General features: G+C 69.4%; 2 protein-coding genes. Both read right to left on the bottom strand.

Going from position 1 to position 15706, the window contains the following annotated elements; all coding sequences use genetic code 11:
• Positions 1-2: 2 nt before the first annotated feature.
• Positions 3-5510 carry a non-ribosomal peptide synthetase gene (locus NF4_RS21565; RefSeq protein WP_232330587.1) on the bottom strand — a complete coding sequence of 1836 codons (5508 nt, stop codon included), beginning with the start codon at positions 5508-5510 and terminating at the stop codon, positions 3-5.
• Positions 5507-15616, bottom strand: coding sequence for a non-ribosomal peptide synthetase (locus tag NF4_RS21560; RefSeq protein ID WP_063129160.1), 10110 nt, complete (start codon positions 15614-15616; stop codon positions 5507-5509). The genes NF4_RS21565 and NF4_RS21560 overlap by 4 nt, the downstream gene beginning before the upstream one ends.
• Positions 15617-15706: the final 90 nt, after the last annotated feature.

Below are 15706 nucleotides of genomic sequence, written 5' to 3'. Positions count from 1 at the left end.
GGTCACGATCGCGGCTCGCTGACCGCGTCCGGCAGCGGCGCGGTGATCCGCGCGGCGACCTCGGCGGCGTGGATCGCGGACATACTGGTGAGATGGTCGCCGGGGATGTCCTCGATGACGAGGGCACCGAGCCCGATCCGCGACCAGAACCGGTCGACCTCCGCCCGCGTCCCCATCATCGTCGCGCCACCACTGTTGCTCAGCACCCGCACCGGTCCGAAGTAGGGCTCGGCCCGGTGCGCCCCCATAGCCCGCAGATTGTGCGCGAAAATATCGAACTGCCTGCGGAATTCCGCGAGCTCGAGCCCGCCCGACCGGTACGGGCCGGTCCCCGAGATGGCCGCCGCGTGTAGTGCGGCCAGGCGCTCGGTGCGCGGCACGGCCGCCAGCTCCCGGAACTTCGCCGCCAGCGGCGCCGAGTCGCCGTTCAGCCCGGTGAGCGCACCGGCGGGAACCCGGTCCGGGGTGCGGTCGAGAATCGTGCGCAGTGCGGTCCCGAGCGCCGCGTCGTCGGCGGGGAATCCGACCGTGGCCGGGTCGACGCCGATGGACTGGGCGAAAACGTATTCGGTCATCAGCTCGTCGTGTACCGCGGGCGGCTGATAGGAGCCGATGACGGTGAGTTCGTCCACCGTCGCTCCCGCCTCGGTGAGGGTGCGCGCGATCTCGGCGGCGAGCAGGCCGCCGACCGAGTATCCGATGATCCGGAAGCGGCTGTCGTGCTCGAGCAGCTCCGTCGCGTAATCCGCGGCCTGTTTGGTGATCACGGTCTCGGCCGGGATATCCAGGTACGCGGCCGGATCGGTGACCTCGAGCCCGAGCAGGGGCCCGGGGTGGGCTTCCCTCAGGTAGGGAAGCAGCGCGTCGTACGGCGACAGCGTGCCGGTACCACCGTGCACGAGCACCCAGGTGCCACTGTCGTGCCCGGCCGCACCGCCCAGGGACCGCACCGCGGTCTGCTCGGGCGCCGGCGCCGCGGGTGCCTGCCTGCGATGGCGGCGCGCGGCGAGCGCGGCGACCGTGGGGTTGCGCAGCACATCGCGCAGCAGTTCCTGCCATTCGATATCGGCGACCTCGGGGACCCGATCTCGCAGTTTGCCGACCATCTGCGACAGCAACAGCGAATCGCCGCCCAGGGTGTAGAAATTCTGGTCGCGGCCGACCTTCGGGACACCGAGCATTTCCTGCCAGAGTTGCGCGATCCGCTCCTCGATCTCATCGGCCGGCGGAAGGTAGGAGGAATCCGCCCGGTCGGCCGGGGCCGCGGCGGCGCGCTCGGCCAGCGCCGTTCGGTCCAGTTTCCCGTTCGCCGAACGCGGCAAGGCGTCCAGCAGGTTCATCTCGTCCGGCACCATATGGTCGGGCAGCAGTGTCGCGACGTGGTCGGTGAGCTGCTGATCGGTCACGGTGCGCCGCTCACCCTTGAACCGGGCGAGGAACACACCCTGCCCGGAGGCCGCGAGCGGCGCGTCCTCGGCGGGCAGCACCCGGACGTGGTCGGCGCCGGCGGTGTCGAGCTGGCGCAGCCACTGATCGCGGGTGAAGAACGCCTGTCCGGTACCCGCTCGGACGTCGGTGAAGGCGGTGAGTTCGCTGAAGAACTCGAATTCCATCGACACCAGGAGCGCGTAATTGTGCTGCCGGGTGGGTTCGAGGAATACCAGCCAGCCACCCGGCGCCAACAGGCCCCGCAGCCGCGCCAGCACGTCGTCGGCATCGACGGAGTTGTGCAGCACGTTCGCGCAGAGGATGACATCGGCCGAGTTGGGCCGCAGGCCCTGGTCGAGCGCGTCGGCGTTGATGTCGAAGCGTCCGTAGCGCACCCACGGATAATCCGCGAACTTCTTCCGGGCCTCGCCGAGGAAGTACTCCGATATGTCCGTGAACTGATAGTCCGGTTCGAACTCGGCCAGCGCGGGAATCAGGTCGGTGCTGGTGCCGGCGATACCCGCGCCGACTTCCAGCATCCGCAGCCGGTGCGGCGACCGCCGGGCGATCTCGCGTACGGTGTCGATCACGATGCGATGGGAACTGCGCGCCACCAGGTTCGTGCGGTACACGGCGTGCGCCGCGCCGGGCTTCCCGGCAGGGAACAGCAATTCGCGCACATCCAGCGCGCCGCGCAGCAGGTCGTCCAGTCGGCTGCTGCACGCACGGATGTAGGCCAGGGTCTCGCTGCCGTAACCGACGATCTCTTCCAGCTCGTCGATGCGCCGCCACGCCGCGTCGACCGCGCGCGGTCCGGCGGCGATCAGGTCGCTGTAGCGGCCGGTTTCCGGATCGTGCACCACCGCTCCCCCGTCCGCGAGCGCGGCCAGCCAGCGCTTCAGCAGGCCGTGCTGACGCTCGGTCACACCGGTGGCCGCCGCGATGTCGGTGAGGTCGTGGGACTGTTCGCGATCGCCGAACAGGCCGGCGCCGCGCAGCTGAGCGGCGATGGACAACATGGCCATCTCGTCGACGGCGTGCATGAGCGCGACGAACGATTCACCGTCGAGGTCCTGGTGCGCCGCGGCGGCGGCGTTCTCGGCGGCGGCGAGCACATCGGCCGCGGTGTGCTCGCCCAGGCCCTGATCACCGGACGCGTCGGTCGCGATCTCGGCGAAGCCGAGCAGCCGCGCACCCGGGCCCCGGCCGTCGACCAGCACCGCGGCATCGGCCACGGCCGGATGGCGGCGCAGCGCGGACTCGACCTCGCCCAGCTCGACCCGGTAGCCGCGGATCTTGACCTGGGTGTCTTCGCGGCCGAGGAATTCGAGACGGCCGTCGGGGTGGAAGCGGCCGAGATCGCCGGTGCGGTAGAGCCGGGCGCCGGTGCGCGGATGCCGGATGAACCGCTGGGCGGTCAGTTCTTCGTCGCCCAGGTATCCCTCGGCCAGACCCATGCCGCCGATGTAGATCTCACCGGTGACGTACTCGGGACACTCCTGCAGTGCGGCATCCAGTACATGCATGGTCTGGTTCCGCAACGGTATGCCGTAGGGGATGCTGCGCCACTGCGGGTCGATATCCCGCACCGGGTGGTGGATGGACCAGATGGCGGCCTCGGTGGCGCCGCCCAGTCCGACCACGGTCAGGTCCGGGTGGTTCGCGCGTATGCGGTCGGGCAGGTCCAGCGGAATCCAGTCACCGGAGAGCAGTACCAGCCGCAGCGATTCGGCGCGGGCCCCGGGCGTGGAGTCGAGGACGTCCAGCAGCATCTGCAGCTGGCCCGGCACGCTGTTCCACAGCGTGACCGAATGTTGTTGCGCCAGTTCGAGCCAGTGCGACGGGTCGGTCACGCGGTCTTGTTCAGGGAGCACCACGGCACCACCGGCCGCGAGCACCCCGAAGATATCCCACACCGACAGGTCGAACGCCGGGCTCGCGACGCCGAGTACCCGGTCGCCGGAGGTCAGGGCGAAGCGCTCGTTGATATCGTCGATCGTGTTCGCAGCGGCCCGGTGGGTGACGACGACGCCCTTCGGTTCGCCGGTGGAGCCGGACGTGTAGATGACATAGGCCGGGGCATCGGGGTCGCCGGCGAGGTCGGGCACGGTGTCGATACCCGGCAGCAGGTCCACGGCCACCGGCCGCGCGGTCGCGGGAATCTCGCCGGCGTCGCGCAGCCAGGATTGGGTGAGCGCCACCGCGGCGCCGGCGCGGTCGATGATCCGTTCCCGGCGCGCCATCGGCTGGGTGATCGCGATCGGCACGTAGGCGGCGCCGACCAGCGAGGCCGCCAGCACGGCCACCACCTGTTCCGGCCCTTTTTCCATCACGACGGCAACCCGGTCACCGGGCCGCACACCGGCTTCGCGGAGGGCGGCGGCGGAGGCGGCTACGCGGCGGCGCAGCTCGGCGAAGCCGAGCACGGTGCCGCGGTGGATCACCGCGGGGGCTTCCGGGTCGGTGTCGGCCCGCTCCAGAATCCGCTGGTGCAGCAGCCGCGGTGACACGTCGGCAGCGGTGTCGTTGTAGCTGTCGCGGCGGCTGCGCTGGGCGGGCGGCAGGGCGACCGGGTATTGCGTGGTCCATGCCCCGGGCGCGCCGGCCAGTCGGGTGAGCAGATCCACGAACGCGGCGAAGGCCTCGGCGGCGGTATCGCCGTCCAGGGTGTCGCGGCGCACGTCCCAGGCGATCAGCAGTCCGTCGTCGTGCGGGGTCACCTGGCAGTCGAGCCACACCTGCGGGGTGCGGGTGATTCCGCGCAGGATACGGCCACGGTGTGTGCGCGCGTCGGCGTCGTCGCTGCCGAGGGTGCTGGTGAACACCACGGGCATGAGCACCGGATTGCCCGCGCGGCGGGTGAGCTCGCTCAGTACCTCCACGCCGTCGAACAATCGATGGTCTAGATCGGTGAACAACTGGGCGGTGATGCCGCGGGCACGATCGACGAAGGTGTCCTGCTCGTCGAGGTCGATACCGAGCAGGTTGACGGAGGTGAAATCGCCGAGCACCGCACCGATATCGGTATGCGCCGGGAGCCGGTTGAACACCGGCAGATTCAGCGTGAATTGCCGTTTCCTGCTCCAGCGCCCGATGACCTCGGCGTAGGCGGCGAGTACCACGCCGGAGGGGGTGAGGCCGTGCGGTGTCGCGTGGCGCGCCAAGCCGGAAAGAACGGAGCCGGGCAGCCAGTGGTGCAGCCGATCGAAGCCCGGGGCGGCGTTCGCCGGTCTGCCGTCGCCGGCGACCCGCGTGGGCAACTCCGGCGCGGCGGGCAAGGTGTCGATCCGCTCCTGCCAGTAGGTGCGATCCCGCTGGTAGCGGGATCCGTTGCGCAGCTGCTGCACACCGAGGATGTAGTCGCGGAAGCCGATCTCCGGTGCGGGTCGCAGCGCCGCGTCGTCGCCGGCCGCGTGAACGAGTTCGCCGAGTTCGGCCAGGAGCAATTGCATACTGGCGGCGTCCACCACCAGCAGTTCCACCAGCAGATGCAGGACGCACGCGGTATCGGTGCGGGTGATGCGCAGCGCGAACAACGGCCAGGTGTCCGTGGCGCGTTCCGGGCCGAGCAGGTCGTCTCGCTGCCGGTCACGCACGGCATCGACCTCGGCGCGGTCCCTGCCCCGGACGTCGGTCACCGGGATCTCGTAGTGCGGCACGGCCGCGGCGACCTGCTGGTAGCCGTCGGCGTGCACGGTGGCCCGGAGCATGTCGTGGCGGCGCACCAGCGCGTTCCATGCCTTTTCCACGCTGTCGGGTTCGACACCCTCGTAGGCGATTTCGAGGTAGCTGGCGCAGGCCACACCACCGAAGGGATAGGTGGGGTCGCGGCCGATCAGGTATGCCTGCTGCACCGGGGTCAGCGGGAACGGCTCGTGCGCGGCGGCGGAATCGGCGGACACGCGGATCACCGCCTGGTCCCGGGCGAGGTACTCCAGGACGGCGGGCTTGCCCGCCACCAGCTGTTTCCGGTGTTCGGCGGTCAACACACCCCGGGGGGCGCGGAACCGCAACTGTTCACCGTCGGCCCACAGGTGCACTCCTCGCTGTCGTAGATCGTTTACCAGGTCGGGGACGTTCACAGAGCACCTTCTTCGAGGTCGATACCGGTTTGCGGTTGGTTGTTGCCGAGTCCGGCGATGGTCGGGGTCGTAAAGAATTCCCGCAGCGTCACGGTGATGCCGAGTTCCCGGTCCAGGCGACCGACCAGCCGGGTCGCCGACAGCGAGTCACCACCCGCACCGAAGAAACTTGTATGCCGATCGGGCGGCGCGGCGCCGAGCGTGTCTGCCCAGATCTGCGCCATCCGGGTTTCCAACCCGGGACGGATCGGCTCGCTCGGCTCGGAACTCGCTGTGCGGGCGTTTGTTTCGGCTCGCCGGGCCAAGGCAGCGTGATCTACTTTCCCGTTGCCGGTCAGCGGCGGGTCGAGTAGCGGAATCAGCTCGGGCATCCAGGCGGGAGGGATGCGGTCGGCGAGGAAGCCGGGGAGGTCTTCGGGGAGCTCGGACGGGTCGGGCCGGGCCGCTGCCGGGCCGGTGGGTGCTTCCGGTTCGACGAAGGCGACCAGCCGCGTATGTGCCCGCTCCCCCACCGCCAGCGCGAAAGCCCGACGAACCGCGGGGTGAGCGGTGATCGCCTGCTCGATCTCGCCGAGCTCCACTCGATGCCCGCGGATCTTGACCTGACGGTCGGCGCGGCCGAGGAATTCGAGCACGCCATCGGACCGGTACCGGCCGAGGTCTCCGGTCCGATACCAGCGGACACCACCGTCGGCGAAGAACGATGCCGCGGTGAGGTCGGGCCTGCCACGGTAGCCCCGGGCGACCCCGGCACCACCGATCAGCAGTTCTCCCGGCACCCAGTCGGGGCGGTCCCGGCCGTTCTCGTCGACGACCCGGAACCGCTGGTTACGCAGCGGGCGGCCGTAGGGGATCGAGGACCACTGCGGGTCCACCGTCTCGACCTCGAAGAAGTTCGACCAGATCGCCGCCTCGGTGGCCCCACCCAGCGCGACGAAACGACAGTTCTCGGACAGTCCTTCGAGGCGACCGGGGAGATCGAGGCCCACCCAGTCCCCGGACACCAGCACCAGTCTCAGCGAGGGGATCGGATCGGGTCCGGACTCGGCCACCGTGAGCAGCATGTCCAGCATCGCCGGCACCGTATTCCACACCGTCACGCCGTGTTGTCGTACCAGCGTGAGCCAACGGTGCGGGTCACGCCGGTCCTCGTCCGGCACGATCACGGCGCTGCCACCGGCGCCCAGCACACCGAACAGGTCGAACACCGACAGATCGAAATCGACGGCCGCGACGGCGAGTACGCGGTCCCGCGCGCCGAGGTCATAGCGGTCCTGGAGGTCGACAAGAGTGTTCACGGCACTGCCGTGCCCGACCTCCACGCCCTTCGGGGTACCGGTCGAACCCGACGTGAAGATGACGTACGCGAGGTCGGCGACGCTCCCCCGGTATACCGGGGCGGGCTCGTAGTGCCGTGCGTCCGCGAGCGCCAGCACCGGCACTCCACCGGCGCGCGGTTCAGCGTCTCGAGCCATACCGTCACCCGCGACACCGTTGCCGCCTACGTGCTCGGCGACGACACCGGCACCGCTGGTGTCGACGCGCTCGGCGCCGGGGCCGCTCGTATCGACATACTCGAGGTCGGCACCGGGACCGACCGGGTCGGCCTGCTCGGAGACCTGAACAGATGCACCGGCATCGTTGCGTCGAGCGACGGTAGCGAATCGGCCGGTGTCGTCGGTGAGGACAGCCGAAACCCCGGCCTGTTCCAAGATCGCGGTCCGGCGCTGCACCGGCTGGTCCTTGGCGACCGGCACATACGCCGCCCCGGCAGCGAGGACTCCGTACAACGCCGCCACCTGCGCCGCACACCGGGCCGCGGATACCGCGACCGCATCACCCGGCCGGACGCCGTGCGCGAGCAACAGCGCCGCGATCCGCCGGCTCTGCTCGGCGAGTGCACCGAACGACACCGTCGTATCACCATCGACAAGCGCTGTGCGGCCGGGATCGGTGACCGCGAGATCGAACATCGCCGTATGTAAAAGCCGAGCCGACTCGGACGCGTGCCCACCGTCGCTCGTGTGCTCACCGGAATTCGGCTCACGCACCGGCTGCGGCCCGGCGGTGTCATTGACCTGATCGCGGACCGCCTGCTGCCCGGCCGGCAGAACCGGCAACACCGCTTCCAGCGGCTGCTCCCAGTCGATCTCACCCAACCGGCCCAACAACCGGTGATACACCCCGAACATATCCTCGACCAGCCCGTCGGGGAACAGTTCGTCCACCGAGTCCCAGCTCAGCAACAACCCGTCCGGAAGCTCGATGACCTGATGATCCAGCCACACCTGCGGCGTCTGCGTCCGCGTGAAATCCGGCCACCGCACCGACCGCGCCAACTCGTCGTCCACACCCAGCATCGACGTGAACACCACCGGCACCGGCTCCGCGGGTATCGCACTGTCGCGGGCGAGTTCGCGCAGTACGCGGATCGCCGAGACCTGCTGATGATCGAGGTCGCTCCACAACTGCTCCTGCAAGCGGCGAACCCGCTCCAACCAGGTCTCGTGCTCGACCGGCCGGTCCGCGACCAGCAGCAGCGAACTGAAGTCGCCCACCACCCGCATCACATCCGGGTGTACGTCGCGGCGATCGAAACGCGTCAACGTGACGGTCAGGTCACGCTGCGCACTCCACCCACCCAGTACCCAGGTGTAGCAGGCCAGCAGCACCACACTCGGTGTCACCCCGAAACCTCTCGCGCGCGCCACGATTCCGTGCCAGGTCCCCGGGTCGAGCCGGGCTTCGCGACGCACGAATCGCGGCCGCTCCACCAGCGCGGGCAACACCCGCAACGGCAACTGCGGCCCCGGCGGCAATTCCGCCAACCGGCCCCGCCAATACGACAGTGCCCCCGCCACCTCCGAATCCGACGGCGCACAACCCAGCACGTAATCCCGGAACTCGATGGCCAAGGGGGCCATCTCGAGCGCCGGGTCCGCGTACCACCGTGTCCATTCGGCGAGGAGCACCAGCGCGCTCAGGCCGTCGACGACCAGGCTGTCGAACACCACGCAGACCCGGCTTCTTCCGCCTTCGCGCAGAACCCGGATATCGAACAGCGGCCCGGCGGCGGCGTCCAGGACCCCGCCCGCCATCTCGTCCCTGAGCCCGGCGGCGACGCGGTCGAAATCGCCGTCGGCCTCGACCACCGGAATCCGGTGGTCGAGGGTGCCGGGCAGGACCCGTTGCCGGCCGTCGGCGCCGACCACGGCACGTAGCATCGCGTGCCGTGCGATCACCCGGTTCCAGGATCGTTCCAGCCGATCCACGTCCAGGCCGGGCCAGTCGTATTCGAAGTACAGTTGCGCGCCGATGCCGCCGAGATCGAAATCCTGCGACCGGCCCAGCCAGTACGCGACCTGGATATCGGTCAAGCCGAAGGGGTCCAGTCGATGGGCGGTATCGGCGGACAGTGCCGGGACCGCGGCTACGCTGCGCAACTGCTCGGCCGGCGTAGCGATATCGGCCTCGCTCCGGTTGCGGCCGAGTCCGGCGATGGTGGGGTCGGTGAAGAATTCGCGCAGGGTGAGGGTGATGCCGAGTTCCCGGGAGAGTCGGCCGACCAGCCGGGTCGCGGACAGTGAATCACCGCCCGCACCGAAGAAATTGGCGTTCCGGTCGGGAAGGTCGCCGCCGAGTACGTCCCGCCAGATCTGCCCGATCCGGGTTTCCAGCCCCGGTCGGACCGGCTCGCCGCTCGCTGCCCCGGCTCCGGCGGACGTCTCCGCTTCGGCGTGCCGCACCAGGGCGGCGTGGTCGATCTTTCCGTTGCCGGTCAGCGGCGGATCCGGCAGGGCGATCAAGTCGGGCATCCATCCGGCGGGGATCCGGTCGGCGAGGAATCGCGAAATATCACCGGGCAGTGCCGGTTCGACAAAAGCGATCAGCCGCGCCTGCGCGCGCTCCCCGACCGCCAGCGCGAAAGCCCGGCGAATATCGGGGTGGGCGGTGATCGCCTGCTCGATCTCCCCCAACTCCACCCGATGCCCACGGATCTTGACCTGCCGATCCGCACGCCCGAGGAACTCGAGCACACCGTCGGATCGATATCGGCCCAGGTCACCGGTCCGGTACCAGCGGGTGTCGCCGTCGTCGAAGAACGATGCAGCTGTCAGATCCGGCCTGCCCCGATAGCCCCGAGCCACTCCGGCGCCACCGATCAACAGCTCTCCCGGCACCCAATCCGGGCGATCCCGGCCGTTCTCGTCCACCACCCGGAACCGCTGGTTACGCAGCGGACGACCGTACGGGATCGAGGACCACTGCGGGTGCACCGATTCGACCTCGAAATAGTTCGACCAGATCGCCGCCTCCGTGGCACCCCCCAGGGCGACCAGACGGCAGCGCTCCGACAGAACCGCGAGACGACCGGGCAGATTCAGACCGACCCAGTCCCCGGACACCAGCGCCAACCGCAGCGTCGGCGACAACCCCGGCCCGGACTCGGCCACCGTGAGCAGCATTTCCAGCATCGCGGGCACCGTGTTCCACACCGTGACGCCGTGTTCGCGCACCAGTGCCAGCCACCGGTGCGGGTCACGCCGGTCCTCGTCCGGCACGATCACCGCGCTACCACCGGCGCCCAGCACGCCGAACAGATCGAACACCGACAGATCGAAATCGACAGCCGCCACCGCCAGTACCCGGTCGTCCACACCGAGTCCGTAACGGTCGCGCAGGTCCTCGAGTGTGTTCACCGCCTGACGGTGTTCGATCTCGACGCCCTTCGGGACACCGGTCGACCCCGAGGTGAAGATGACGTACGCGAGATCGGAGCCGGTCGCCTGGTACACCGGGGCCGGGTCGTACGGCCGCGCATCGGCTATCGCCACCACCGGCAGCCCACCAGGAATCCCTGCGGCCATATCGGCTCGCTCGCTGTCTGCGGCGGAATCGCCCGTGTCGGTACGGTCCGCGCCGGCGGCTTCGCCGATGGTGTCGCATGGCACAGCGGTGGCGAATCGACCGGTGTCGTCGGTGAGTACCACCGTGACACCGGCCTGCTCCAAGATCGCGGTCCGCCGCTGCACCGGTTGATCCACGGCGACCGGCACATACGCCGCCCCGGCGGCCAGCACCCCGTACAGCGCCGCCACCTGTGCAGCGCCCCGGGCCGCCGATACCGCGACCGCATCACCCGGCCGCACACCCTGCGCGGACAGCAATGCCGCAATCCGGCGGCTGCGCTCGGCGAGCTCACCGAAGGAGACAGCCACCCCACCCTCGACAAGCGCGGTACGACCGGGAGTAGCGGCCGCCACCTCGAACATCGCCGAATGCAGCAGACCACTACCGGCACCGGCCCCCGGCATCGGCCCGGCGGTGTCATTGACGGAGTCGCGGATCGCCTGCTGCCCGGCCGGCAGAACCGGCAACACCGCTTCCAGCGGCTGCTCCCAGTCGATCTCACCCAACCGGCCCAACAACCGGTGATACACCCCGAACATATCCTCGACCAGCCCGTCGGGGAACAGTTCGTCCACCGAGTCCCAGCTCAGCAACAACCCGTCCGGAAGCTCGATGACCTGATGATCCAGCCACACCTGCGGCGTCTGCGTCCGCGTGAAATCCGGCCACCGCACCGACCGCGCCAACTCGTCGTCCACACCCAACATCGACGTGAACACCACCGGCACCGGCTCCGCGGCCACCGCGTTCTCCCGAGCCAGCTCCCGCAACACCCGCACCGCGGATACCTGCTGATGATCGAGGTCACTCCACAACTGCTCCTGCAACCGCCGAGCCCGCCCCAGCCAGCTCTCCTGCTCCACCGGCCGGTCCGCCACCAGCAGCAGCGAACTGAAATCCCCCACCACCCGCATCACATCCGGGTGTACGTCGCGGCGATCGAAACGCGTCAACGTGACGGTCAGGTCACGCTGCGCACTCCACCCACCCAGTACCCAGGTGTAGCAGGCCAGCAGCACCACACTCGGCGTCAGACCCAGTTCCCGGGCACGCCCGGCGATCCGCTGCCAGACATCCGGATCGAGCCGGACCTCCCGGCGCGTGAACCGGGGACGCTCCACAGCCGCGGGCAACACCCGCAACGGCAACTGCGGCCCCGGCGGCAATTCCGCCAACCGACCCCGCCAATACGACAGTGCCGCCGCCACCTCCGAATCCGACGGCGCACAACCCAGCACGTAATCGCGGAACTCCAGCCCCGGCACGGGCAAGGCCAGATCCGGATCCGCGTACAGCCGCGTCCACTCCGACAGCAGCACCAAGGCGCTCAGGCCGTCGGCGATCAGGGTGTCGAAAGCGGCACAGACCCGCGTCCCTTCGCCGTCGCGCACGACCCGGATATCGAACAACGGCCAGCTACCGGCGTCGCGGAGGTTGTCGGAGATATCGCCTCGGACGGCTGTCACGGACTCTTCGACCACCGGAATCCGATACGCCGGCACCTCGTCGAGAACCCGCTGCATGCCGTCCGCGCCGACCACCGCCCGCAGCATCGGATGCCGGTCGATCACCCGATTCCAGGCGGCCTCCAGCCGGACCGGATCGACACCGGACCAGTCGTATTCGAGATACAGGTGCGCCCCGATGCCGCCGAGGTCGAAATCGTCCGACCGGCCCAGCCAGTAGGCGACCTGAATATCGGTCAACGGGAACGGCTCGTACCGGTGCTCGGGATCGCCGACGATCGCCGGGAGCTCCGTCGCCGTGCCGAAGACGAGGGTCGAGGCGAAGGCCGCGAACGTGGGTGTGGTGAACAGGTGCGCCAGGTCCGCACCTGTTACCCCGTCGGCGAGCAGTCGCCGGATCAGGCGAGTGGCCAGCAGACTGTCGCCTCCGAGGGCGAAGAAGTCGTCGTCGCGCCGGATATCCTCGCGGCCGAGGACCGCGGCCCACGCATCGGCCACGATCCGCTCCAGACCATCCCGGGGTGCGGCCGATTCGGTATCGCCGCGGCTGTCCACGGCAGCGGCGAGAGTGGCGTGTACCGCGTCACGGTCGATCTTGCCGTTGCGTGTGATCGGCAGCGCCGCGCTGCGGACGAATCGGCGGGGAACCATATACGCGGGCAGTCGCTCGCCGAGCCAGGCACGCAGTGCGTCGTCGGTGAGGTCGTCGAGAGCACCGCCCGCACCGACGACGACCGCGCCGAGAGATCGGGTGGGGTGTTCGAGCACGGCGGCGGCAGCGGCGGCGATGCGAGAATGATCGGCCAGCATGGCCTCGACCTCGCCCAATTCGATCCGGTGCCCACGGATCTTGACCTGATGGTCGGTGCGGCCGAGGAATTCGAGTGTCCCGTCGGGCCGGTAGCGCACCAGGTCGCCGGTCCGGTACCACCGGAGGCCGTCGCGTTCGACGAACTTGTCGGCGGTGCGCTCCGGATCGCCCCGGTAGCCGTGCGCCAACCCGGTCCCGGTGACCCACAGCTCGCCGGAGGCCCAGTCCGGGCGGTCCCGGCCGTGGGTATCGACCACGCGGCAGCCGGCGTGCGGTAGCGGCACCCCGTACGGCACGCTCGTCCAGTCGGGGTCGACGGTATCGACCTCGCAGACAGTGGCGTGGATGGCGGCCTCGGTCATACCGCCGAGACCGGCGAACCGGCAGCCGGGAACCAGCCGGCGCAACCGGTCCGGCAGATCGACGGTGACCCGGTCGCCACCGAGCATGACCACCCGCAGCGCGCGACCCAGACCCGAATCGGCGGCAGCGGTCAACAGCATGTCCAGCAGCGCCGGCACGGCGCTGACGACGGTCACTTCCCATCGGCGGATCAGTTCGGCCCAGGCCGCGGCATCACGACGTCGCGCCTCCTCGACCACGACCACCGAGCCGCCGACGGCCAGGAATCCGAACAGGTCGTAGGCGGAGAGGTCGAAGTCCAGCGCGGACAGTGCGATGGTGCGATCGTCCGCGCCGATACCGAACCGGCCGTTGACCGCATCGATGGTGGCGGCGACGGCCCGGTGCGGAACCTCGACGCCCTTCGGCGCACCAGTGGATCCGGAGGTGAAGATGACGTACATCACGTCTTCGGGGTCGACCTCGGTGATCCGGGTCAACGGTTCGGCAGCGCGAGCCTGCTCCGGAAAGACCGGTTCGATGTCCTCGGGCCACGAGCCGGCGGCCACGGTGGCCCGGTCGGTGATGACCAGCCGTGCACCCGCCGTGTGGTAGACCCGCTCGCGCCGCGCGAGGGGGAGATCGATTCCCGAGGGCACATAGGTCGCACCGGCGGCGAGCACACCCAGTGCCGCCACGATCTGGTCGACCCCTTTGGGCAAGGTGATGGCCACGCTGTCGCCGCGCCCGATCCCGCTGTCCCGCAGAATCCGCGCCATGCGCCGAGCACGGGCCGAGAGTTCGCCATAGGAGATCGCCGCGCCGTCGGCGAGCAGAGCGGTCCGTTCCGGATCGGCGGCAGCCCGTGCGAAGAACCGCTGGTGCAGCGGGAGCGCCGGCGCGGTAGCGACCTCACCGTACCGGCGGCCGGGGACCGGCCACGGTGCCTCGCGATCCCACGCACCGCTGTCGTCCAGCAACAGTTCGACGAACCGGACGTAGGCGTCGAACATGGTGTCCAGCAGTCCGGGCGGGAACAGCGACACCCGGGCATCCCAGTTCAGCAGGATCCCACCGTCGTACTCGGTCACCTGCGCGTCCAACCAGACCTGTGGCCCTTGCGAAATCGTCCAGGACGGTTCGCCCAGGCACTGCCGTACCTCGGGCGTGTACAGCTCCCCCAGGCTCAGCGCACTGGTGTACACCACCGGCGCCAGGACCCGGTCACCGCCGCCCGCCCGGCTCAGGTCGCGCAGCACCTCGACACCGGTATATGCGGCGTATCCCAGGACCTGCCGCAGGCGGTCGGTGATCGCTCGTCCCCGTTCGGTGACCGACATCGGTGTCGACAAGTCCACGTCGAGAAGTACCGAGCTGGAGAAGTCTCCGACGAGCCGGTCCACGTCGTCGTGCAGGGGCTCCCGGTCGAATGCGGGCATATTGAGCAGGAACCGGTCGGCACTGCTCCAGGCGCCGATGGTTTCCGCGAAAACGGTGGCGAGCGCGCTCGCGGTGGTCAGGCCGGCGCGGTGGGCGCGCTCACGCAACTGTGCGGCACGCTCGGAAGAAAGCCAGTACCGGCGCCGGTCGACCCGCGCTCCGCCGCTCGCCTCTTCGGAGGTCAGCAGCGGGAGTTCGGGCATTGCGGGCAGTTCCGGCAACTGTGACCGCCACCAGTGCCGAGCCTGTTCCCGGGCGGTGGCCCGGACCCGGCTTCGGTCGGCGAGATACCGGCCGTAGCTGTATTCCAGGGCGGGCAGCGCCCCGGGACCGTGTTCGTACAGTGTGGTCAGATCGGCGAGGAGATTACGCAGGCTCAGCGCGTCCCCGGCGATCATGTCCAGGTCCAGGTGCACCCGGGTGCGTCCGCCGGGCAGGAGTGAGAGCTGGAGATCGATGACCTCACCGGCCCCGATATCCATGCTCCGATGCGAGCAGGTGTCCCGGGTCTGCGCCAAGTGCCGAGCGCACTCGGGTTCGGGTAGGTCCTGGAGATCGTGGACGACCAGCCCGGACCAGGCGCCGTGCTCGGTCACCCGCTGCATACCCGCGGCGTCGATCACCACCCGCAACATCGGGTGTCGCGCGATGAGTGCGCGCATCGCACGCTCCAGCCGATCCGGTTCGAGACCGCCCCCGTGGTCGAACTCGCTGTAGAAGTGCGCGGCGACATCGCCCAGTTGCTGGGCCTGGGTCCGCCCGATCCAGAAAGCGTGTTGCATCACCGCCAGTGGGAAGGGTTCGGCGAGGTCGACGAGCGCCGGTTCCGCGGCGGCCGCGGTCTCCTCGAGGACTCCGGAACCGTTCTCGTGCAGCAACTTCCGCCACGCGCCGAGCGTCGGGTTCTGTACGAGGTCTCGGTACTCCACCCGCTTGCCCGCGCGGCGCATGAGTCCGGAGATCCGCATGATGGTCACCGAATCGAGCCCCAGGGCGAGCAGATCGGCGTCATCGGTCAGGTCGTCCACCGGCACTCCGGTCAGCTCACTGACGTCCTGGCGCAGAGCGGCGGCCCCGTCGTCCCGGTCCTCCCGCACCCTCGAGCGTGCGGGTAGCAAACGGAGCTTTTCCTGCATCACATTCCCAACTGGCAAACGATAATCATTTTCAGTAGTGCTAGAATCTACGACGTGCCGACAGGTTCGGTCAAGCGACCTCTTCAGTTC

It is taken from the genome of Nocardia fusca NBRC 14340, assembly GCF_001618425.1.
Taxonomy (GTDB): Bacteria; Actinomycetota; Actinomycetes; order Mycobacteriales; family Mycobacteriaceae; genus Nocardia; species Nocardia fusca.
The sequence above is the reverse complement of the archived record's forward strand: the minus strand, read 5'-3'. Positions and strand labels throughout refer to the sequence as shown.

Bases quoted from the DNA above. Each gene is read 5' to 3' on its own strand.
- NF4_RS21560 (WP_063129160.1), bottom strand. From the start codon at position 15,616: ATGCAGGAAAAGCTCCGTTTGCTACCCGCACGCTCGAGGGTGCGGGAG.